The organism is Rhizobium azibense, from assembly GCF_004342325.1.
In the GTDB taxonomy this organism is placed as follows: Bacteria; Pseudomonadota; Alphaproteobacteria; order Rhizobiales; family Rhizobiaceae; genus Rhizobium; species Rhizobium etli_B.
On sequence record NZ_SMBJ01000002.1, the window covers coordinates 168,454 to 189,401 of the forward strand.

The 20,948-nt window shown below is 59.4% G+C and carries 21 protein-coding genes and 1 pseudogene; 10 read left to right on the forward strand and 12 right to left on the reverse strand.

Annotation, left to right across the window (positions count from 1 at the left end):
- Positions 1–142: 142 nt before the first annotated feature.
- The 7 genes from EV130_RS04955 (at position 143) to EV130_RS04985 (ending at position 7,637) form a co-directional block, all read left to right on the forward strand.
- Positions 143–1,621, forward strand: coding sequence for an aldehyde dehydrogenase family protein (locus tag EV130_RS04955; RefSeq protein ID WP_074064792.1), 1,479 nt, complete (start codon positions 143–145; stop codon positions 1,619–1,621).
- Between the two features lie 31 nt (positions 1,622–1,652).
- Entirely contained in the window at positions 1,653–2,165 is a 513-nt protein-coding gene (locus EV130_RS04960) for a nuclear transport factor 2 family protein (RefSeq protein WP_074064793.1), read from the forward strand.
- A 233-nt stretch (positions 2,166–2,398) separates the two neighbouring features.
- The gene (locus EV130_RS04965) at positions 2,399–3,094 is read left to right on the forward strand and encodes a hydrolase (RefSeq protein WP_074064794.1); all 696 of its coding nucleotides are present in this window, start codon (positions 2,399–2,401) and stop codon (positions 3,092–3,094) included.
- 48 nt (positions 3,095–3,142) lie between these two features.
- Complete coding sequence (locus tag EV130_RS04970; protein WP_132552973.1) at positions 3,143–3,448, forward strand: XapX domain-containing protein; 306 nt, start codon at positions 3,143–3,145, stop codon at positions 3,446–3,448.
- On the forward strand, positions 3,448–5,430 hold the full coding sequence (locus EV130_RS04975) for an amidohydrolase (protein WP_074064796.1): 1,983 nt from the start codon (positions 3,448–3,450) through the stop codon (positions 5,428–5,430). Before EV130_RS04970 ends, EV130_RS04975 begins: the two co-directional genes overlap by 1 nt.
- A 168-nt stretch (positions 5,431–5,598) precedes the next feature.
- The gene (locus EV130_RS04980; RefSeq protein ID WP_074064797.1) at positions 5,599–6,042 is read left to right on the forward strand and encodes a DoxX family protein; all 444 of its coding nucleotides are present in this window, start codon (positions 5,599–5,601) and stop codon (positions 6,040–6,042) included.
- Positions 6,039–7,637, forward strand: a complete 1,599-nt coding sequence (locus EV130_RS04985; RefSeq protein WP_074064798.1) for an MFS transporter — start codon at positions 6,039–6,041, stop codon at positions 7,635–7,637. Before EV130_RS04980 ends, EV130_RS04985 begins: the two co-directional genes overlap by 4 nt.
- A gap of 113 nt (positions 7,638–7,750) precedes the next feature.
- Here EV130_RS04985 and EV130_RS04990 read toward each other — a convergent pair whose 3' ends face one another.
- Together EV130_RS04990 and EV130_RS04995 are read right to left on the reverse strand one after the other, a co-directional pair.
- A complete protein-coding gene (locus EV130_RS04990; protein ID WP_074064799.1) occupies positions 7,751–8,548 on the reverse strand; it encodes a carbon-nitrogen hydrolase family protein in 798 nt (265 codons plus the stop codon).
- A gap of 131 nt (positions 8,549–8,679) precedes the next feature.
- Positions 8,680–9,249 (reverse strand): TetR/AcrR family transcriptional regulator, encoded by a 570-nt coding sequence (locus EV130_RS04995; RefSeq protein WP_081377250.1) that lies wholly within the window; start codon positions 9,247–9,249, stop codon positions 8,680–8,682.
- Between the two features lie 134 nt (positions 9,250–9,383).
- Between EV130_RS04995 and EV130_RS05000 the strand changes: the two genes are divergently transcribed.
- The 3 genes from EV130_RS05000 (at position 9,384) to EV130_RS05010 (ending at position 11,773) form a co-directional block, all read left to right on the forward strand.
- Positions 9,384–10,241, forward strand: coding sequence for an alpha/beta fold hydrolase (locus EV130_RS05000; protein WP_074064800.1), 858 nt, complete (start codon positions 9,384–9,386; stop codon positions 10,239–10,241).
- Between the two features lie 267 nt (positions 10,242–10,508).
- Complete coding sequence (locus EV130_RS05005) at positions 10,509–11,249, forward strand: SDR family NAD(P)-dependent oxidoreductase (protein WP_074064801.1); 741 nt, start codon at positions 10,509–10,511, stop codon at positions 11,247–11,249.
- 122 nt (positions 11,250–11,371) lie between these two features.
- Positions 11,372–11,773 carry a RidA family protein gene (locus tag EV130_RS05010; protein WP_074064802.1) on the forward strand — a complete coding sequence of 134 codons (402 nt, stop codon included), beginning with the start codon at positions 11,372–11,374 and terminating at the stop codon, positions 11,771–11,773.
- A gap of 96 nt (positions 11,774–11,869) precedes the next feature.
- Here the strand turns inward: EV130_RS05010 and EV130_RS32870 are convergent, their stop codons facing one another.
- The 10 genes and pseudogenes from EV130_RS32870 to EV130_RS05060 all read right to left on the reverse strand — a co-directional run bounded on the left by EV130_RS32870 (position 11,870) and on the right by EV130_RS05060 (position 20,938).
- Positions 11,870–12,217: a hypothetical protein gene (locus EV130_RS32870; RefSeq protein WP_207900860.1), complete on the reverse strand. Its 348-nt coding sequence runs from the start codon at positions 12,215–12,217 to the stop codon at positions 11,870–11,872.
- Between the two features lie 116 nt (positions 12,218–12,333).
- Positions 12,334–12,789, reverse strand: a pseudogene (locus tag EV130_RS05020) (SDR family NAD(P)-dependent oxidoreductase); the annotation flags it as partial.
- Positions 12,790–12,966: 177 nt separating this feature from the next.
- On the reverse strand, positions 12,967–13,713 hold the full coding sequence (locus tag EV130_RS05025) for an ABC transporter ATP-binding protein (protein ID WP_074064803.1): 747 nt from the start codon (positions 13,711–13,713) through the stop codon (positions 12,967–12,969).
- Positions 13,710–14,567 carry an ABC transporter ATP-binding protein gene (locus EV130_RS05030; RefSeq protein WP_132659494.1) on the reverse strand — a complete coding sequence of 286 codons (858 nt, stop codon included), beginning with the start codon at positions 14,565–14,567 and terminating at the stop codon, positions 13,710–13,712. Before EV130_RS05030 ends, EV130_RS05025 begins: the two co-directional genes overlap by 4 nt.
- A complete protein-coding gene (locus EV130_RS05035) occupies positions 14,564–15,499 on the reverse strand; it encodes an ABC transporter permease (protein WP_132554144.1) in 936 nt (311 codons plus the stop codon). Before EV130_RS05035 ends, EV130_RS05030 begins: the two co-directional genes overlap by 4 nt.
- 5 nt (positions 15,500–15,504) lie before the next feature.
- The gene (locus tag EV130_RS05040) at positions 15,505–16,602 is read right to left on the reverse strand and encodes an ABC transporter permease (protein ID WP_132659496.1); all 1,098 of its coding nucleotides are present in this window, start codon (positions 16,600–16,602) and stop codon (positions 15,505–15,507) included.
- A 6-nt stretch (positions 16,603–16,608) separates the two neighbouring features.
- Complete coding sequence (locus EV130_RS05045; RefSeq protein WP_074064806.1) at positions 16,609–18,195, reverse strand: ABC transporter substrate-binding protein; 1,587 nt, start codon at positions 18,193–18,195, stop codon at positions 16,609–16,611.
- Between the two features lie 83 nt (positions 18,196–18,278).
- Complete coding sequence (locus EV130_RS05050; RefSeq protein ID WP_074064807.1) at positions 18,279–19,220, reverse strand: dihydrodipicolinate synthase family protein; 942 nt, start codon at positions 19,218–19,220, stop codon at positions 18,279–18,281.
- Positions 19,221–19,235: 15 nt separating this feature from the next.
- Positions 19,236–20,111 carry an SMP-30/gluconolactonase/LRE family protein gene (locus tag EV130_RS05055; protein WP_132554146.1) on the reverse strand — a complete coding sequence of 292 codons (876 nt, stop codon included), beginning with the start codon at positions 20,109–20,111 and terminating at the stop codon, positions 19,236–19,238.
- A complete protein-coding gene (locus EV130_RS05060; RefSeq protein WP_074064809.1) occupies positions 20,108–20,938 on the reverse strand; it encodes an NAD-dependent epimerase/dehydratase family protein in 831 nt (276 codons plus the stop codon). The genes EV130_RS05055 and EV130_RS05060 overlap by 4 nt, the downstream gene beginning before the upstream one ends.
- Between the last annotated feature and the right edge of the window lie 10 nt (positions 20,939–20,948).

Sequence of the window (20,948 nt, forward strand, 5' to 3'; positions counted from 1 at the left end):
CGATTGTTACAAACATTAGCCAGCCCGCAGTGAGGACGATTGTCGGGAAAATCGAAAAGGAAATTGTGCGGTGGCAATCGAGAAGCCGGCTCTAACCTCGTCCGTCTTGGACGATCACTCAAAAGTCGAAGGATCCAGAGATATGACGATGACTCCCGACAGCGCAACGAGCCGGAAAGCCTTCAATTGGATCAACGGATCCCAGTGCCAAGAAGGTGAGTTGAAGCGATCCATCGACCCGGCGACTTACAACGTAATCGGCCACTATCCCGACTACGGCCTTGAGGCCGCGAAATTTGCCGTGGCAGCAGCCTCAAAAGCCTTTCGTGAGACTTTGTGGGCGCACGATCACGAACTACGGGCGCGTGTGCTCGACCAACTAGCGTGCGCTTTTGAGCGCAATCGCGACAGACTGCTCGAGATTCTGTCGTTGGAGAACGGCAAGGTGAAGGCAGAAGCCGCGTTCGAGTTGGACATGGTTGCGAGTAAGCTTCGCTATTCGGCCGCAACTGCTCTGGTCGAAGGCGGACGGGCGATGACACCCAAGCCGGGGAGCATTTCCCTGATCCTTCGGCAACCGATGGGGGTCGCCGCAGTTATCGCCCCTTGGAACTCTCCGGTTATTCTGACTATCCGCTCGCTGGCTCCAGCGCTTGCTGCTGGTTGCACCACGGTCATCAAGCTTCCGGCGCAAGTCGCACAGACTGCAAGCGTTATGGCGGAGATAATGGCTGAAGCAGAAGATCTTCCGAACGGCGTGATCAATCTGTTCTTCGAGAGCGGGCCTGAAGGCTCTGCCTATCTCGTGGACTCGCCGGAGGTTCCGGTCGTCAGTTTCACAGGATCCACCCGTACCGGCCGAGCCATCAGCAGCACTGGCGCAAGGTATCTCAAGCGTTTCGGCATGGAACTCGGCGGCAAGACGCCGATGATCGTCTTTGACGATGCAGACCTCGATGCCGCTTTGCCGGTCCTGGAAAAGGCACTAACAGTCTTCAGCGGCCAGTTTTGTATGACGGGCTCCCGCATGCTCGTGCAGAATGGCAAATACGAGGCCGTTCGCGACGGCTTGGCGGAGAGGTTGCGCAACGTCAAGGTCGGCCCCGCCGCCGACCTCTCCAGCGACATGGGGCCTTTGATCGACCGCGCCAACGTCGAGCGGGTCGATGGTGTTGTCGAGGCCGCTATCGCAGCCGGGGCGAAGGTCGTCGAGCGTGGCGGTCCCATCAATGTTGGTCCGCTTGCGGACGGCGCCTTCTTCCGTCCGGCGCTTCTGGAAGTTTCCGACAACAGTCTCGCTATCGTCCAAGAGGAGACTTTTGGTCCGGTGCTGACGATTCAGAGGTTCGCTGACGAGGCGGAAGCGATCCGGCTTGCCAACGACAATGAGTACGGACTGTCGGCCAGCATTTGGACACGCGATGTCGATCGATCCTTGCGCGTTGCGCAGGCGCTCGAGGCGGGCTCAGTGTGGATCAATGACTGGGCGAAAGTTTACGACGGTACCGAAGAGGGCGGGTTCAAGCAGTCTGGCCTTGGCCGCCTGAACGGTCTGGCTGCGCTCGACGATTTCATTGAACACAAGCATATCGCGCTCAAGCCGGGCTTGACGCATCGCTGACACCCAAAGTCACTCAAAAGGAGGAATAACCATGTCTACCGATACGAACGCCGAGAAGAAGTTATCGAAAGCAGAACCAGCGTCGCCGACATCGCCTTTGGGGGTGTTGCAGTCGATCTTGTCGAACCCGACCGACCTGGAGTTCGTCAAACAATTCACGACGGACGATTTCATTTATGTTTCGCTGAACTATGAGCACCCGGAGCTGAAACGGATCATGCCTTGGGCAGGTACCAACGAAGGTACCGAAGGGCTGGTTCAGACTTTCATCGATGTCGGCCGTTACTGGACGACAGACAACTTCGAAATCCAGGACAGTTTCGAAAATAAGAACGGCGCGGCGATCTTCGGCACATTCACCTACACATCAAACGTTTTGGGTAAAACGGTGACGTCGCCCTTCTCGGTTCTGGCGCGCGGCGAGAACGGCAAGTTGTCCTACGTGCAGTTTATGGAAGATACTTTTGCAACCGTCCGCAGTTTCAGAGATGGCGGCGAGTATTCCATTAAAGCGAGCCCAGACGGGTCCGAAATCACCGTCTGAAGGTAAGTCCGCCTCGCCCGCATCGATCACTCACTCGATAAGATAGGTTTTTGAGTGGGAAGTATTCGGAAGGCGAGCTCACGAAACTTCGGCCAGTTTTCGGAATGCAGCGCCGAAGAAAACAATCCTGATCCGAATTGCTGCCTAGGTTCTTGCCGAGCAGCTTTCTCTCAACCGATGGCCACTTAGGCTGGGCGGCGCCTTTCGCCGTGGCTGAATGCAAGGATATCCAGATGGCAAATTATCTACAGGTGCTAACTCCATCAAACTCTCAGCTTATTTTCATTGATCAACAGCCGCAAATGGCGTTTGGCGTCCAGTCGATCGATCGTCAAACGCTGAAGAACAATGTCGTCGGCCTTGCCAAGGCTGCGAAGATCTTCGACATTCCGACGACGATTACGACAGTCGAGACGGACAGCTTTTCCGGCAACACCTTTCCTGAGCTGCTTGCCGTCTACCCGGAACACGACATCCTCGAGCGGACCTCGATGAACTCGTGGGATGATCAGAATGTGCGCGATGCGCTGGCGAAGAATGCTGCCGATGGCCGCAGGAAGATCGTCGTGGCGGGCCTCTGGACTGAGGTATGCAATATCACCTTCGCGCTTTCCGCACTCCACGATGTGCCGGATTACGAGATCTACATGGTCGCAGACGCTTCGGGCGGCACCTCGCTCGACGCGCACAAATACGCCATGGATCGCATGGTGCAAGCCGGTGTGATCCCGGTGACCTGGCAGCAGGTGCTGCTCGAATGGCAGCGCGACTGGGCGCGCAAGGAAACCTACGACGCCGTCACGTCGCTGGTGCGCGAACATTCCGGCGCTTACGGCATGGGCATCGACTACGCCGTCACTCACGTCCATGGCGGCGCTGAGCGCGTCAAGCACGGCAAGCGGATCGGCCCGAACCCGGCTGCACGGTAAGGCCTGATCGCACCGCTCCGATAGTCCCTGTCGGAGCGGTTTCCGCCGCTGGAGGAGCTTTGCCGTGAAACTCTACTTCTGTCGCTTGGCGCTGGGCTGCTCGTCGGCGTCGTCTATAGCCTGCTCAATGTCCGCTCGCCGGCGCCGCCGGTCATCGCGCTGGTGGGGCCGCTCGGCATTCTCGTCGGCGAGCAGATCGTCCCGCTTGCGAAAACAATCTGGGGCAGGCAACCCGCAGCCATCTCGTGGCTCAACGACATCAAGCCCCACATGTTCGGCCATCTGCCGAAGGGCAATCATGGCAGCGCCGAGATCGCCGGTCGCCAGATACCGCCCGCAAAGGAGAAAATCTGATGCCTACACGCAGAACCCTTCTCGGCGCAGCATCCAGCCTCGCCTTTCCATCGCTCTTCTCATCGGCCCATGCCGCCGATCCCGTGAGAACCGGGGCTAGTAAGATGCATCCTGATATCATCCTGCACAACGGACAGCTAACCACGCTCGATCGAACCAACCCGAGCCCAACCGCCGTTGCCATCATGGATGGTTTCTTTCTCGAGGTGGGCGTGGATGGGGACATCATGCGTCTTGCCGGTCCCGAGACCAAAATCATCGATCTCAAGGGCAAGCGCGTGCTGCCCGGTCTGATCGACAACCATACCCACGTCGTTCGCGGCGGCCTGAACTACAACATGGAGCTGCGCTGGGACGGTGTCCGGTCACTAGCCGACGCCATGGACATGCTGAAGCGACAGGTGGCGATTACGCCAGCGCCGCAATGGGTCCGCGTGATCGGCGGCTTCACCGAGCATCAGTTCGTCGAAAAGCGACTGCCGATGCTCGAGGAGATCAACGCTGTCGCGCCTGACACGCCAGTCTTCCTATTGCATCTCTACGACCGCGCATTGCTCAATGGCGCAGCTCTGCGTGCTGTCGGCTACACGCGGGATACTCCGAACCCGCCGGGCGGCGAGATCACTCGCGATGCCAACGGCAATCCCACTGGCATGCTGATCGCTACACCCAATGCCACCATTCTCTATGCAACACTGGCAAAGGGGCCAAAACTGCCGCTCGACTATCAGGTCAACTCCACCCGGCACTTCATGCGCGAGCTCAACCGGCTTGGCGTGACGGGCGTTATTGACGCCGGCGGTGGCTTCCAGAACTACCCGGACGACTACCAGGTCATCCAGAAGCTCTCCGATGAAAATCAGATGACGGTACGCCTCGCCTACAATCTCTTTACGCAGAAGGCGAAGCAGGAAAAGGAGGACTTCCTCAACTGGACGTCGTCGGTCAAATACAAGCAGGGCAACGACTATTTCCGCCACAATGGTGCGGGGGAGAACCTGGTGGCCTCGGCTGCAGATTTTGAAGACTTCCGTCAACCGCGGCCCGACTTGCGGCCCGAAATGGAGGGCGAGCTTGAGGGCGTCGTCCGCATCCTTGCCGAAAACCGCTGGCCCTGGCGTCTGCACGCCACCTATGACGAAACGATTTCGCGCGCGCTCGACGTCTTTGAAAAGGTCAGCAGGGATATCCCCTTCCAGGGACTGAACTGGTTCTTCGATCATGCGGAAACGATCTCGGATCGTTCGATCGATCGGATCGCGGCGCTCGGCGGCGGCATCGCCACCCAGCATCGCATGGCCTTCCAGGGCGAGTATTTCGTCGAGCGCTATGGCCATGGTGTTGCCGAAGCGACCCCGCCGATCCGTAAGATGCTGGACAAGGGCGTCAATGTCTCTGCCGGAACCGACGCGACCCGCGTCGCCTCCTACAATCCATGGGTCTCGCTGTCATGGATGATCACCGGCAAGACCATCGGCGGCATGCAGCTTTATCCGCGCGCCAACTGCCTCGACCGCGAGACGGCGCTCAGGATGTGGACGGATAAGGTCACTTGGTTTTCCAACGAGGAAGGCAAGAAGGGACGCATCGAGAAAGGCCAGTTCGCCGATCTGATCGTGCCGGACAAGGACTTCTTTTCCTGCCCCGAGGACGAGATCTCTTTCCTCACGTCGGATCTCACCATGGTCGGCGGCAAGGTCGTCTACGGCGCCGGTGATTTCAGGGCGCTGGACGAGAACAACGTGCCGCCCGCGATGCCAGACTGGTCTCCGGTGCGTACATTCGGCGGTTATGCCGCCTGGGGCGAACCCGACGGCGCCGGCCGCAACTCGCTACGCCGAACGGCGATCTCGACATGCGGCTGCGCCAGCGATTGCGGCGTCCATGGCCACGATCATGCCGGTGCCTGGACCTCGAAACTGCCGGTCGCGGACCTGAAGGGTTTCTTCGGCGCTCTCGGCTGCTCCTGCTGGGCGGTGTGATCCGGCGAGAACCGGATGGGCAGCGGCGATCGCTGCCCATCCCTGATCGACCAACTCCGATAGAATTGCATCTTCGATTTTCAGTTGCTCGTCCAAGCCGGTTTATCGGTGGTTGCCCCTCCTGACACCGACGACCCGGTCGGGCAGGTCACTTTGAGAGACGCACAGATGACCGATAACCTTCCATCCGCAAGGCGCCTGGGCTCGTTGACCGCCCGGCTCGTTTCCGCTTCGCCGATCCGCACGCTGGCACTGCTCGCCCTCTGCGCCGCTTATATCCAGGGTCCGATTACCAAGATCCTAGATTTCTACGGCGCATTGGCCGAGATGACGCATTTCGGCCTGCACCCGGCGCCATTCTTCGCTGTCTCCGTCATCGTCTTCGAACTCGTCGCCTCTGCCATGGTGGTGTCCGGCATCCTGCGCTGGGCAGGCGCGCTTGCCCTGTCCGGCTTCACGCTCCTCGCAACCTTTATTGCCCTCCGTTTCTGGGAAATGGCACCGGGCATGGAGCGCATGATGGCCACCAATGCCTTTTTCGAGCATGTCGGGCTCGCCGGCGCCTTTATTCTCGTGGCCGCCTTCGATCTAGAGAAAGGTGCGGGCGCATGAGCCCGGCAAGCCCCCCGGGGGGAAGTTTCGCGCCGCTCGCCCAGCCGGTCTTCGCCGTGCTCTGGGCAGCGACGGTGCTCGGCAATACCGGAAGCTTCATGCGCGACGTTGCGAGTTCCTGGCTGATGACGGATCTCTCCGCCTCACCCGCCGCCGTAGCGATGGTCCAGGCGGCGGGAACCCTACCGATCTTCCTGCTGGCCATCCCCGCCGGGGTGCTGACCGATATCCTTGACCGCCGCAAGTTCCTGATCGCGGTGCAACTCCTTCTGGCCTCCGTCAGCATCACGCTGATGATCCTGGCGCAGACGGGAATGCTCTCGGTCGGCGCCCTGATCGGGCTCACCTTCCTTGGCGGCGTCGGCGCCGCGCTGATGGGGCCGACCTGGCAGGCAATCGTGCCGGAACTGGTTAAGCGCGAGGATGTCAAAAGCGCCATCGCACTCAATTCGCTCGGCATCAACATAGCCCGGTCGATCGGCCCTGCGGCCGGCGGGCTGCTGCTCGCCGCTTTGGGAGCGGGCGTGACCTATGGCGTCGATGTCGCGAGCTATCTCGTGGTCATCGCCGCACTGATCTGGTGGCCGAGGGCGAGCAAAACCGATGATGCGCTGGCCGAAGGTTTCTTCGGCGCCTTCCGGGCCGGCCTGCGATACACCCGCGCCAGCCGACCGCTGCATGTCGTGCTGCTGCGCGCGGCAGTCTTCTTTGCCTTCGCCAGCGCCGTCTGGGCTCTCCTGCCGCTCGTTGCCCGACAAATGCTTGGTGGGGATGCGAGCTTCTACGGTATCCTGCTCGGCGCCGTCGGGGCCGGCGCGATCGGTGGAGCCTTCGTCATGCCGAAGCTGCGCGAACGGTTGAGCCCCGACGGGCTTCTGCTTGGTGCTGCGCTGACCGCTGCGGCCGTCATGGCCACCCTGTCGCTTGCCCCGCCGAAATGGATCGCCATCGTCGCTCTCCTGTTCCTAGGAGCTGCATGGATCACGGCACTGACGACGCTCAACGGCACTGCGCAGGCCGTCCTTCCCAATTGGGTGCGCGGGCGCGGGCTTGCCGTCTATCTGACCGTCTTCAACGGCGCGATGACGGCGGGCAGTATCGGCTGGGGCGCGGTCGGCGAGGCCGCCGGCCTATCCGGTACGCTGCTGATCAGCGCCGCCGGCCTAGCTGTCGCCGGCATCGTCATGCACCGGCTGAAACTGCCGGCCGGCGATGCGGACATGGTGCCGTCCAACCATTGGCCCGAACCGCTTGTTGCGGAACCGGTCGGCCATGATCGCGGCCCGGTCCTCATTCTCATCGAATACCATGTCGAAAAGCACAATCGCACGGCGTTTCTCCATGCGATCGATCGGCTCTCGCACGAAAGACGACGCGATGGCGCCTATGGATGGGGCGTGACCGAGGACAGCGCCGATCCGCAAAAGATGGTCGAATGGTTCATGGTCGAATCTTGGGCCGAGCACCTGCGCCAGCACAGGCGGGTCTCGAATGCCGATGCCGATCTGCAGGGCAAGCTTCTGACCTATCACAAAGGACCCGGCAAGCCGGTCGTGCGCCATTTCCTGGCGATCAACCGGCCCGGCAAAACCTGATCCGAAGCCGTCTTTAAGAGGAACAGGCAGGATCGAGTCCATTGCAGTGCAACGTAGTGGCAGTCCTGCCGAGAACTACGGTGACTGAGTTTTTTGACAACTAAATATCGATATCAGGGGACCTCGATGCCGACAGCGTCATGCAGTTCGTCCACGTAACAGGGATACTCCTGCCGCTGGCGGGCAGAGACCTGCGCGTCAATGTCAATGAGCATGACGGCCGAACTGGCTTCAGTCCGCCCAACCAGACCGCCCCCGGGAGTGATGGCGAAGCCGCCTCCGCCGAAGCGTGGACCATCCCCAGATTGCCCAATTCTGTTCGAACTGACGACATAACTCCCAGAGACGATTGAGGCCATCTTGCCGGCAGTTATCCAGCTTTCGTGGGAAGAACCGGTCGCTCGAGGAACGGCAATCAAATCGGCTCCCCGTCGGCCATATTGTCTGGCATGTTCGTTGAACATGAGTTCGGTGCACAAGAGGACGCCTACGCCTAGCCCGCAAATATTCTGGATGTTGAAGCGCCCATCGCCTCGACTGAACCAGGACACCTCGGACCAACCGGGCTCCTGCGGAAGGTATGTCTTCGTATGCAGGGGGCGAACCTGGCCGTTCTCGATGACGATCGCCTCATTGACAAGACGGTCGGCGAGCAGCATTGGGCGACTTGTTATAACAGCCGGAATGTTCAGTGCGGCGAGAGCAGCAGTTCCAGCTTCGTGGATCTCAACACTTTGCCGTGCGTCCTCCATGGCAAAATCCTCCTTTCGAGCCAGCCACTGGCCGAAGGGCATCTCATTCATCACCAGTATATCGGGCCGGCGCTTGGCAAGAGCCTGGGCAAATTGGTCCCACGCCGCTCCATGCGGCTGCAAGCCATCCGTCATCTCGACGTAAGCACAAACAGGCATTATTTCCTCCAACTCAAGAGATTGAGATTAGTGCTTGGCGTAGCAGGTCAGAGTTCCTGGGCTGCCATGAGCTTCCCGCTGGACGGCCCGGTATTCTCAATGAGGTAGCGGATCACCGTGACTGGCATTGCTTAGGATGGGCTAGAAAGTGAATTCGCGGCGGCTGCCTTTTGGGCTTCAGCAATGGAAAGGCGAACGGCCCTTTTCATGGCATCCTTCTCCCCGAATATCGCAACAAAAGCCGTGGCACCTTCCAAACGGGCTAACGTGTCTGTCGCAATGTCTCGAGCTACATCGACAGGCATCGCGCGGGACAAGATGCTGGACAGATAATCGCGATGCGCTTGAAAAAAGGCTCGGACTGCATCCTTGGCAATCGGGGTCTCGTCACTCGTGCCATAAGCAAGATGCAGGCCTACGCATCGCCCGCGATCGGTGAGAGTGGTTGCAATCAGTTCTATGACCTCGACGAACTCGGCGTCCCATTGCCTTGATCCTAGGTCTTTTTGACCGAATGTCTCTTGCAAGGTGAGATCCAGGACCGCCGGAACGAGAGCTTCCTTGTTGGGAAAGCGGACGTATAGCGATGATTTCTTCAGGCCCACGGCGTCCGCGAGGTCGTTCATCGACGCGCCAGCATACCCTCTTGATCGAAACAATTCCCTCGCAGTCGATACGATCGTTTCTCTCATGACTTTCATACGTCTTCTCCGAGCTGAGGTTCTACGACACTTGATACAGGAACCTTGAAAGGTTGACAACCGACCGTTCGGTCGTATTTTACATCCATCCGTCGACTGTTGGTTTGCCCAGACCTTTGAGAAGGAGTTCCAAAATGGTCGTAAGCTACAAAACGCAAAAGGTTAGAGACATCGAGGTTTTCTACAGAGAGGCCGGTTCAAAGGAAGCGCCGGTCCTACTCCTGCTCCACGGTTTTCCGTCATCCAGCCACATGTTCCGTGATCTGATCCCGCTGTTGGCAGATCGGTACCGCGTCATCGCACCAGACCTTCCCGGGTTCGGTCGAACGATCACACCTCCACGTGGGGAGTTTGCTTACACATTCGATAACCTCGCCGCTGTCGTGACTGGGTTCACAGAGGCGCTCGGCCTCAGCCGCTATGCACTTTACGTGTTCGACTACGGCGCACCGGTCGGGTTCAGGATGGCGACGGCCAATCCAGAGCGGATCACCGCCTTAATCAGCCAAAATGGCAACGCTTACACGGAAGGGTTCAGCGATGAATGGACGGCGTGGGAGGCCTATTGGCGTGACCCCTCCGCCGAAAACAGGGAGGCATGTAGGGCATCCCTCTCGCCTGAGGTGATCGAGAAATGGCAATACCGCACCGGGGCATCAAAAGAGCGTCTTTCGCCCGATGGTTACCAGCTTGATACCGCGTTCATGTCGCGGCCTGGCGCGGAAGACATTCAACTGGATCTAATCCTCGACTACAGAACAAACATCGACCGGTATGAAGAGTTTCAGGCGTATTTCCGGGATCACCAACCACCGTTCCTGGCGGTCTGGGGCAGACACGATCCAGCATTCGTACCGGCGGGTGCCGACGCCTATAAGCGTGACCTGCCCGCCGCGGAGGTCCATCTGCTCGATACCGGCCATTTCGCTTTGGAAACACATGCTGATGAGATCGCTCAGTTCATCCGGAGCTTCCTGATCAGACACGTCTAAGCTCAATACGACAGTCTCGTGGTCGAGTTTGGCTCCAGGATCACTGAAAAGGAAACAATGGGTGAAGCTTCGCGGGGGAGACAGGTACGGGTTTTATGAACCAGTCCCAGCGTTCCAGCTCACGCAACAGAGTTTTGCGCGTCGCGCACCTACAGGATGCCAGCAAGCTCCACGAAATATTGTTCGTTGGTTCGGTTCGCGCCTTCGGCGTCTTTCGCAAATGACTTGAAACACATCAACTTATCGTTCGAAGAAAGGAACAGATACATGATCAATCTTGAAGGCAAACGAGCATTGGTAACTGGCGGGTCGCGAGGTATTGGTGCTGCGATCGCATTGGCGCTGGCGGAAAACGGCGCGGATGTCGCGTTCACCTACCAACGCTCCGCCGAAAAGGCTTCAAAGGTAACGGAAGCGATCGAAAAGATGGGGCGTCGCGTGGCTGCAATCCAGGCCGATAGTGCCGACCCCGAGGCGATTTCTAGCTCAGTAAGCGAGGCCGTCTCCGTTTTGGGCGGGCTGGACATCCTTGTGAACAGCGCAGCGATTGGCCACAATGGAATGATCGCGGACCTTGACGTCTCAGCGTATCAGACGTTGATGGATGTCAACGTACGGGGTCCGGTCCTGTTCGCGAAAGCCGTTATCCCGCATCTCGGCAAAGGCGGCCGCATCGTCACAATCGGCTCGGCTCTGGGTGAGCGGGTACCGTTTCGCGGCATTACACCCTACGCAATGTCCAAGGCTGCACTCACATCCTTCACACGCGGTCTTTCGCGTGAACTTGGTCCGAGTGGTATCACCGTCAATCTCGTGCAACCTGGAGCAACCGACACGGAGAGCAACCCGGCGGATGGACCAGCTGCAGACTTGCAGAAGAGCTTGACGTCCCTGGGGCGCTACGGCGAACCGCGCGAAATCGCCAACGCCGTCGTATTTCTCGTAAGTCCGGCTGCGAGTGTTATCACGGGTGCTATTCTGACCGCAGACGGCGGCGCGATAGCCTGATTTTCTCGTAAAATTCCGAATAGGATAATGGTACCCACCGTTGATCGCCTGTGCATGCCGGCCATTGATCACTTCGGTGGGCGCCTTCTCCATGCTTTTACTTTTGACAATAGGAGACCTTGATGGCCAAGCCTGAACTTTTCGTCACACCCGGGTACGGGCAGAAATTCCATGAGCTTTTGCACTTTTCACAAGCGCTCAAGATTGGTGATCGCATTGAGATCTCCGGCCAGGGCGGATGGAATGATGAACTCGAAATCCCGGATTCGATGGTGAGCGAGATCGAGAGAGCGTTTGAGAATGTCCAGCGAACCTTGGCCACGGCCGGCGCGGAGTGGAGGGATGTCGTCCATGTCAATTCTTATCACGTTGGAGGCTTTCCACCGATTGTAAACGAGACGATTGCCGGTCTTTTCCGAAAGTACATGCCCGATCGCGCTCCCATTTGGACGCAAACCGGTGTGGAAGCCCTTGGGCTCCCCGCCATGCGAATTGAGATCCGTGTCACTGCCATCCTGGAATGACACTGGCGCCTGCCACGGCCGCATTAGTGCGCAATGACTAGTCGCGCTGAGCAACGGCCGAACCATGGCTGTAGCCAGCTGACCGCCTCAACGCGATCAGTCGACATAGCCCGATAGCAACACCCAGGCCGGGACAGCCGACCAGTGGAACCGTCCGGCATCGAGAGCCGCAACCGGCAGGACAGCCACCATCGCCGGCAGGATGACTGCGAGCAGCGCCTTGTCCCAGCTTTTCGTGCCCGCCTGCGCTTCCGGTTTGGTGGGGACGAAGGCAACTGTAAGAAACAAAGTAACCGACGCAAAAAATGTTGCATTAGCCAAGCTATCAAGCCACACCCGGGCAGCATCCGGCTTGATATAGCGCGGGGCAATAGCACGCTCTGTCACACGATAAAGACCAAGTATTTGGTCGGCATCGGTGACATTCCGAAAAACCGTCGTCATGGGCAAAACTTTCGAAACGTGGAAGCCATGCCGCTCCACCATGCCCGTGAGTTGGCGCCCTATGCAGGGATTCCGAATGACTCTATCGGCCACAAATCAGGGTGCACGGCGGCGATCGCCGCATAGCGGAACATCGACGATCCGATGTGAATGATGCGGCCGCCCGGTTTCATTCTGCGTGCTGCTTCCTGGGTGGCGACGAAGACGCCTGTCACGTTGACGGCAACCATGCGCTCATAATCCTCGAACTTGATATCTTCGATCGCACCCCCGAGTGCGATACCGGCGTTGTTGACGAGGATGTCGAACCGGCCGTAGGTTTCCTCGGTCTTGGCGACGGCGGCGCGCATAGCCCCCGGATCGCCGGCATCGGCCTTGATGGCAATGGCATGTCCGCCGGCTTTCTCGATGTCCGTTACGACCGCTGCGGCCTTCTCCGGCGACTGATTGTAGGTGATGGCGACGGCAGCGCCCGCAGCCGCCAGCCGTTTTGCGATGGCAGCTCCGATCGAGCGCGAGCCGCCGGTGACAAGGGCAGTCTTTCCCGAAAGGTTCTCGATTGCTTCGGTCATAGCGATAACTCCAAAGGTTCGGTGTCGATGGAGCAAGTATCGCGCGTTTCAGCCGGGCTGATTAGTTGTTGATGGCGTTCAACAGTTTCAACGAATGCTTGGAAATGGCGCCGGGTTCGCGCCATCTGACCACATGTCTGAAGGATATCCGGAGCGTTCTGTCTTTTCGCTGCTCAGTCAATGCGTCTTTCCGTAGTTTCTGCTCGCATCCAGCAGGTGCCTGGAATAGCCGTGCTCGACGGCTCCTTTGCGCAGCCGTTCGATATCCACCTCTTCGACGATCTCGCCTGCCTCCATGATGGCGACGCGACCGCACATGTGGGAGACGACGGCCAGATCGTGGCTGACGAGCAGATAGGTCAGGCCGCGATCCTTGCGCAGGTCTTCCAGCAGATTGAGAATTTCCGCTTGAACCGATACGTCGAGCGCCGACGTCGGCTCGTCGAGCAACAGCACGGCCGGATTGAGCACGAGGGCTCGAGCGATGGCCACGCGCTGACGTTGCCCTCCCGAAAGTTGGTGCGGGAAGCGGTAGGTTAGCGACGGATCGAGGCCAACCGCCAGCAGCAGGGCATCTATGTCCACCGAGTTGGTGGCAAGCCCCTGGTTGCGGAGCGGCTCCTTAAGCTGTGAGCGTATCGTCTTGCGGGGATGAAGTGAACCATAAGGGTCCTGAAAGACCATCTGCACGCGGCGGAAGAACTGCCGGTCGCGCTGCCGACCCAACATGTCTCCATCCAGCTTGATTCCCCCTTCGTAGTTCGGGTTGAGACCGGATATTGCCCGCAGGACCGTAGACTTTCCGCAGCCGGATTCACCAACCAGACCGAATGCCGTGCCCCTCTTGATGCGCAGGCTGACATTCCTGACGACCGGCCTCTGACCGGAACCGAAACGAATCGTGAGATTGTCAATTTCGATCAATGCGGCGTCTCCAAAGTGATGTCATCGAACCAGGCCGGATCACGCTTCAACACCGGCAGTCGGGCGGGCGGGTTTTCGATCGAGGGCAAGGATGCAAGCAGCCCTTGCGTATAGGGATGCCTTGCATTCTCAAGCTCGGAAGCCTTGAGCACCTCGACGACCCGCCCGGCATACATGATGAGCACGCGATCGCAGAAGTTGCGGACGAGGTTCAGGTCGTGACTGATGAAGATCAGCCCGAGGTTGCGGCCGGCCACGAGTTCATCAAGGAGTGCCAGGATCTCGAGCCGCACCGTCACATCGAGGGCAGACGTCGGCTCGTCGGCAATCAGAACCTCGGGTTCCACAATCAGCATCATCGCAATCATGACCCTCTGACCCATGCCGCCTGAAATTTCGTGAGGATAGAGCCGAGCCACCCTTTCGGCATCACGGATCTGGACCGCTTCGAGCATCTCGATCATTTTCCGGTCAGCCTGTTTTGCAGTCGACTTCGGATAGTGGAAGCGAAAGGTTTCGGCGATCTGCTCGCTGATCCGCATAACAGGGTTCAGCGAATATTTCGGATCCTGCAGGATCAGTCCAATGCGCCGTCCCCTTATTGTCATCATCATACGCTCGTCGGCCTTGAGCAGATCCATGTCGCGAAACGTCATCTTCTCGGCGCGCACGATTGCCTTCGGCGGCAGCAACTTCATGACGGCGCGCCCGACAGTCGACTTGCCCGACCCGGATTCGCCGACGATGCCTAGCTTTTCGTGTCCCAGCGAGAAGCTGACGCCGCGCACGGCGCGCACGGTTCCACCGCCGAAGGCAATCTCGAGATTGCGGATGTCGATGAGCGAAGACGTCATTCCGAACCTCTCGGGTCAAGAACGTCGCGAAGGGCATCGCCGACAAGATTGAACGCAAGGCTGACAAGCGCGATGGCAATGCCGGGCGCTGCAATGACCCATGGGCTGTCGAGCATGAATTCACGCCCGGTCGCGGCCATTGCTCCCCACTCCGGCCAAGGCGGCTGCGCGCCAAGACCGAGGAACCCCAGGCCAGCCGCCGTAATGATGATGCCGGCCATGTTCAGGGTCACGCGAACGATCACCGAGGGAATGCACATCGGCAGGATGTGGCGAGTGATGATCGCCATTGGCGTCGCCCCTTGCAGACGCACGGCGGCGATGAAATCGGCCTTGCGCAGACTGAGCGTCTCGGCGCGCGCAAGCCGGGCGATTGGTGGCCATGCTGTCAACGAAATTGCGATGATCGCGTTGGTGATGCCGGGACCGAGTGCTGCGGCAAATCCCAACGCAAGTACCAGGCCTGGAAAAGAAAGGAAGATGTCGGTGATGCGCATCAGCACTTCATCGACGATACCACCGAAATAACCCGAACAGGTGCCGATCATAAGACCCATCGGAGCGACGATGACGGAAACCAGCATGATGATGTAAAGCGTCGTGCGCGCACCGTAAATTACCCTTGAAAGGACATCGCGGCCAAAATTGTCGGTGCCGAGCCAATGTTGTGCCGAAGGTGGTGCGAGCCGCCCTGCCATATCCTGGACGATCGGATCGTAACGCGTCAGCAATGGCGCAGCGAGCGCGACCAGGATCAGCAGGGTGATGATTGCGAGCCCCGCCAGGCCGAGGGGATGAAGTCTGAACTTCAGCCAGCCCTGGTGGAATTGCTGCACCGAGGACTGAAACCGGCCCTGCGGCTCGGGCGCAAGCAACCATCTGCGAAGGCTGCTTGCATTGACGCGATCTGCATGTTGGGCGGACATTGTCATCGGCATCACCGTGTTCTCGGATCAAGAATGCGATAAAGGACATCCGAAAGGATGTTGATGGTTAGGAAGACGGCGCCGATCGTCAGCACAGCGCCCATCACGACGTTCATGTCGTTCATCTGAAGTCCCCGGGTAAGATACTGGCCGAGTCCCGGCCAGCCGAAAACGGTCTCGATGAGCACTGCCCCTTCAAGGAGGCCCCCGAAGGTGAGCGCCATGATGGTCAGAAGCTGCACGCGAATATTTCTAAAGGCATGACGCCAGACGACCTTCCGCAGTCCAAGCCCCTTCGCTCTCGCCGTTGTAATGTATTCTTGGCCGAGCTGCTCCAGCATGAAGCTGCGTGACATGCGGCTGATATAGGCCACCGAATAATAGCCAAGGATCGTGCCCGGCAGGATGATATGTCCGAGCGCGCTTCGAAAGACGTCCCACTGTCTCTCGATTGCCGAATCGATCAGGAGAAAACCGGTCACCGGCGTGACGAACCCCTCGTAAAATACGTCGACCCGCCCGGATGCGCCGACCAGCTTCAACTTCGCATAGAAGACGAAAAGCGCCATCAGCCCGGTCCAGAAGATCGGGATGGAGTGGCCGGCAAGCGCGATGATGCGTGCGATGTGATCAATGATGGTGCCGCGCCTGACAGCAGCGGTGATGCCGAGCGGCACGCCGACAAGGGCACCGACAATCATGGCGATGACGGCAAGCTCGATGGTTGCGGGAAAGATGGTCAGCAGATCGGTGAGGATCGGCTGACCGGTCGTTGCCGATGTGCCGAGGTCGCCGGTTGCAACCTTCTGCACATAGTCTAGGAATTGTGCCCAGATCGGGCGCCCCAGTCCCAGTTCGTTGTAGACGCGATCATAGACCTCCTTGCTGACCTCCGCTCCGGTGATGGCAAGCACCGGGTCGGCAGGAAGCAGACGTCCCATCGAAAAGGTGAGGAAGAGCAGGCCAAGGAGTGTGGTTATCACCGCCAAGACGCGCCCTGCCAACCGTCGCAGGGCCATCGCAAGCGGATGGGACGGCGCATGTACCAGGCCGTCCTCATCCAGATTGCGCTCCGCATCCCGTTTCGATGTCAGATCGGCGCTCGCCACGGCCCATTACTCCTTCGTCACGCCATGCCAGCGCGTCGACCAGGTCGTATGCCCATGATAACCTTTGACATTGGCACGTATGACATAGGGGTCGGTGCGCTGGAAGAAGATGACGAGCGGGGCATTCATGCCGCTGTAGATGCCGTCCATCTTCTGGAAGATTTCCGTGCGCTTTCCCGCATCAGGTTCCTTCATGGACTGATCGACGAGAGTATTGAGTTCGTCCACCTTCATCCCGGCTCGCCAGAGATAATAGCTGCCGAGACGCGCCTCGTCGCTGTTGTCGGGATTGTAGGCGTACTGCGTGGCAACCGCGAAAGGATCCGGCAGCCGGGCACCCGAATTGCCAAGCAGGATTTCATATTTCCGTTCGCGAAATGCGGGCGTGAATTCGCCGGGCACGAGATTAAGATCAAGACCGGCGGCACGGGCGCTCGCCTGCAGCGCTTCGGCGAACGGCAAGGTCGCCGCTCCCGACGGATTGAGCACTTTCTTCAAGCCATTCGGGTATCCTGCCTCGGCCAGCAATTGCTTGGCCTTGGCGGGATCGTAATCGTGGCGGGACGTCGCGTCCTGTGGTGCGCCAATCATGCCGCGAGGGATCATCGAGTGCCACGGAAAACCGGTATAACGCATGATATTGCCGGAGATCGCCTTCCAGTCGAAAGCATGCTGGAATGCTTCGCGGACCTTGGGCTTCTGCAGGTCCGGATCCTTTTGATTGAGAGCGATATAGTAAAAACCGAGCCCCGGAACGCTATCGATCACCATTTCCTTGTTATTGGCCAATGCATCCAGGTCGCCGCTTGCGAGATATTGCCCGACATCGACGTCGCCGGCTTCGAGCTGGAGGCGCAGATTGCCAGATTCCGGGATGTGGCGAGCGACAACCCGTGCCATGGCCGGCGGGCCAGCCCAATAATTCTTCTGCGCGTTGAAAATCGCGACATCGTTTGGCCGCCATTGCGCGAGGGTGAAAGGTCCACTTCCTGCCGAGTTGGCCGACAGCCACGCGCCGGCGAGATCGCCGTTCGCCTCATGCGACAGTGCCGTCTTCTTGTCGATGATGCCGATCGAAGAGCCCGCGAGAGAATAAAGCACAAGATCGGTATTAACGGCGTGTGGCAGTTCGATCTCCAGCGTTTGCTCGTCTTTGGCCCGGACGAGCTTGTCCACGTTTTCGGACGTGAAACCCCAAAGCGCGACATCGGTGGAGCCGACTTGCCCCATCTTGATGACGCGCTGGATCGACCATGCGGCGTCTTCGGCCGTGACAGCATTGCCGCTTTGGAAGACCGCGTCGTCGCGCAAGGTTAGCGTAATGAGCCTGCCGTCTTCAGAGACAGTCCATTTTGTGGCAAGCATCGGCTTCAGTGTCTTAAGATCATCGGGCGACAACTGGACGAGGTTGTCATAGAGGTTGGAGATCAGCTCGGAGACCGTGCGGGCATTGTTCTGGGCCGGATCGAGCGTTCGAATACCGGTAAGATTGGTACCGATCACCAGCATGTTCGGCGGTGACGCCGCAAAGGACGGTTGTGCCGTGACCAAAGCACCGGCCAGTGCGATCGTCGTCAGTAAGTTCTTCAGCATCTCAAGACCTCCCAATCTCGTGGCGCAGTGGTTAAGCGCCTCTTGCCTGCCTGAAATCATGGTGTCGAACTCAGCCCGCCGCCTCAGCGGGAAGGCCGCAGATCTCCAAGCCCGTGGATGTCGCCTGCAGCCTCCCAACCTTGGAGCAAGCGAACCAATTCTTCGCGGTCCGTTTGATCGAGGAGTGGCAGTCCCGGCACGCGCACGGGCCCGACGTCGAGGCCGCAATGGGTCACAGCCTCCTTCACGACCGTCACATTGGCACCATTGCGAAACTTCGTGCGCATGCGTTCGAACGGTTCGAGGCGGTTGATGATGGCGCGTGCGGCAGCGAAATCGCCCTTGGAGAGCGCATCGTGGACGGCGAGCGACAATTGCGGCGCAACATTGACAAGGCCGGATGTGAAGCCACGTGCACCAGCGGCGGTGAACGACAGCGCCCAGCTCTCCGCAAGACCGCAGACGAACAGCGCGCCTGCCGGATCCGACGCCGCAATCGCCCTGGAAAGCAGCATCAGGTCCGGCGTTGCGAACTTAATGCCGGCAATGTTGCCGTGACCGGCAAGACGGATCATATCATCGACACTAAAGCCATCCGCCCGCACATAGGCGACCAACGGCAACGGCGAAGCGTCCGCAAGATTGCAGAAATAGTCGATCTGAGCCGACGGTGCAGCAAAGGGATCGACGGGTTGGTGCGACATCACCGCAGATGCGCCGATGCTGGCGGCATCCTTCGCCATCCCGATTGCTTCGCGCAGCGATCTGCCGACCGCCGCAGTCACCGGCGCCTTGTTGTCAACGCCGTAAACCGCCGCTTCATGGACGCGGCGGATCTCTTGCGGCGTCAGAGCATAGAATTCGCCGGTGTTTCCTGCAGCAACAATATTGTGGATCCCAGCGGCTGCCACCCTGAGGTAGACCATTGCCGTGATTTGCGGTTCGACTTCGCCATTTTCGTCATAGGCCGTCACCGGCACACCCGACACACCCAACAGCGCCCGACGTATGGTTGCAATGCCCATCTTCTTCCCTTTCCATCAATTGCCGAAGCGGAAGGGCGCCAAGCCCTCAGCGTCCACGTCGAAAGCAACGACCGTGCCCGCTTCGAAATATCCGCTGCGGTTGGTCGACAGGCTGGTGACGAAGAGCGTCCGCATGTCAGGACCGCCAAAACACGGCATCGTCGGCGCGGCGACCGGCAGAATGTAGATTTCGAGGATCTCACCGGCAGGAGAAATCCGGTTAAGCCGGCCCGCCGAAACGCCCGCACTCCAATAGCAGCCATCCCGGTCGGTTGCGCCGCCATCGGGCCGGCCCTCCTCCTCCGAAAAAACGCGAAGCCGGCTGGCATTGGCGAGTTCGCCCCTTTCCGGGTCGAAATCAAAAGCCTGCAGGAAACATTGGCGGCTGTCGGAGTGATACATGCGCCGGCCGTCTGGTGACCAGGCAAGCCCGTTGGAGCTGGTCAGCCCTGTTGCGACGGTCCGTGCGCTGCCGTCCGCCCCCAGGCGGTAGAGCGCCGCGTCATTGGTCTGCGGCTTGGCCTCGCTCATGGACCCGACCCAGAAATGGCCGTCCGGGCCAACCTTCCCATCGTTGAGACGACAGTTGGCGCCCCCCACCGGATCGCACAAAAGCTCGAAGTCTCCGCAAACTGGATCGAAAAGATGCAGGCCTGTTCGAAGCGCGACCACGACACGCCGGTCGCGGCAAAGCCCAAGGCTGCCGATCGCCGACGGCATGTCAAAGCGATCGACCTTTCCTTGCGGCGAGATCCGGATGACGGCTGGCGCTTGTATGTCGACAAGCCAGAGCGTACCGCTCTCTTCGTCCCATACAGGCGATTCACCCACTCCCAGCGGCTGTTGCAGCACCGGACGGACTTGCGGACGGACGATCCGCGGCGGCGTCATGGAACCGTCTCCGGGCTCATGGCCAAACCCTCGCCATTGCGCATGCGGATGTTGCCGTCGTGGTTGGTTTCGCAGAACGCTCCGCCCTGGAATGCACGGGCGATCGCCCCTTCGGACGGCTCCTCGATGCGAGCATAGTCACGAGGCCGGTCTTGCGGCTGGTAGCCAAGCCTGCTTGCCAATCCGTTGTTCCACCACCTCTCCTCGGCGTCGGAAACGCCGTAGACGACGGTTGCGGCGATGAGGGGATGGGTAAGGCCGATCGCCACCAGTTGTGCCAGGTCACGTGCACTGATCCAGATTGCCACGGACCGCTCGCTGGTCGGATAGGTGCCCGCGTTGCCGATGCGGATGGAAAGAGTGCGAATGCCGCAGGTGTCGTAATACAGGCCTGCCACCAGTTCGCCCCAGCACTTGGAAAGCCCGTAGGGGCTGTCGGGACGCATAGGATCCAGCGGCGAGACGACTTGGCCGCGCGGATAAAATCCGGTCACATGGTTGCTTGAGGCGTAAACCACCCGTTCAACCTTGTTGATCCTCGCTGCCTCGTAGAGATTGTAGGTGCCCAGGACATTCGCATCCAAAATAGCGCGCATGTCGACGCCGCTTGCTATCCCGGCCAGGTGAATCACGCCATCTACCTCTTGCAGGGCAGCATTTGCCTCGTCACGCCTTGCAAGGTCGGCTCTCACGAAGCTTTCGTTCTTGCCCAGCGCTTCAGGCTCGTCGATGTCGATCAGACGCAGGTATTCGGCATGCGGCCGAAGAAGCGGCCTCAGCAATGTGCCTACGCGTCCGGCAGCGCCTGTGAGGGCCAGCCGTTTCATCGTGTCTTCC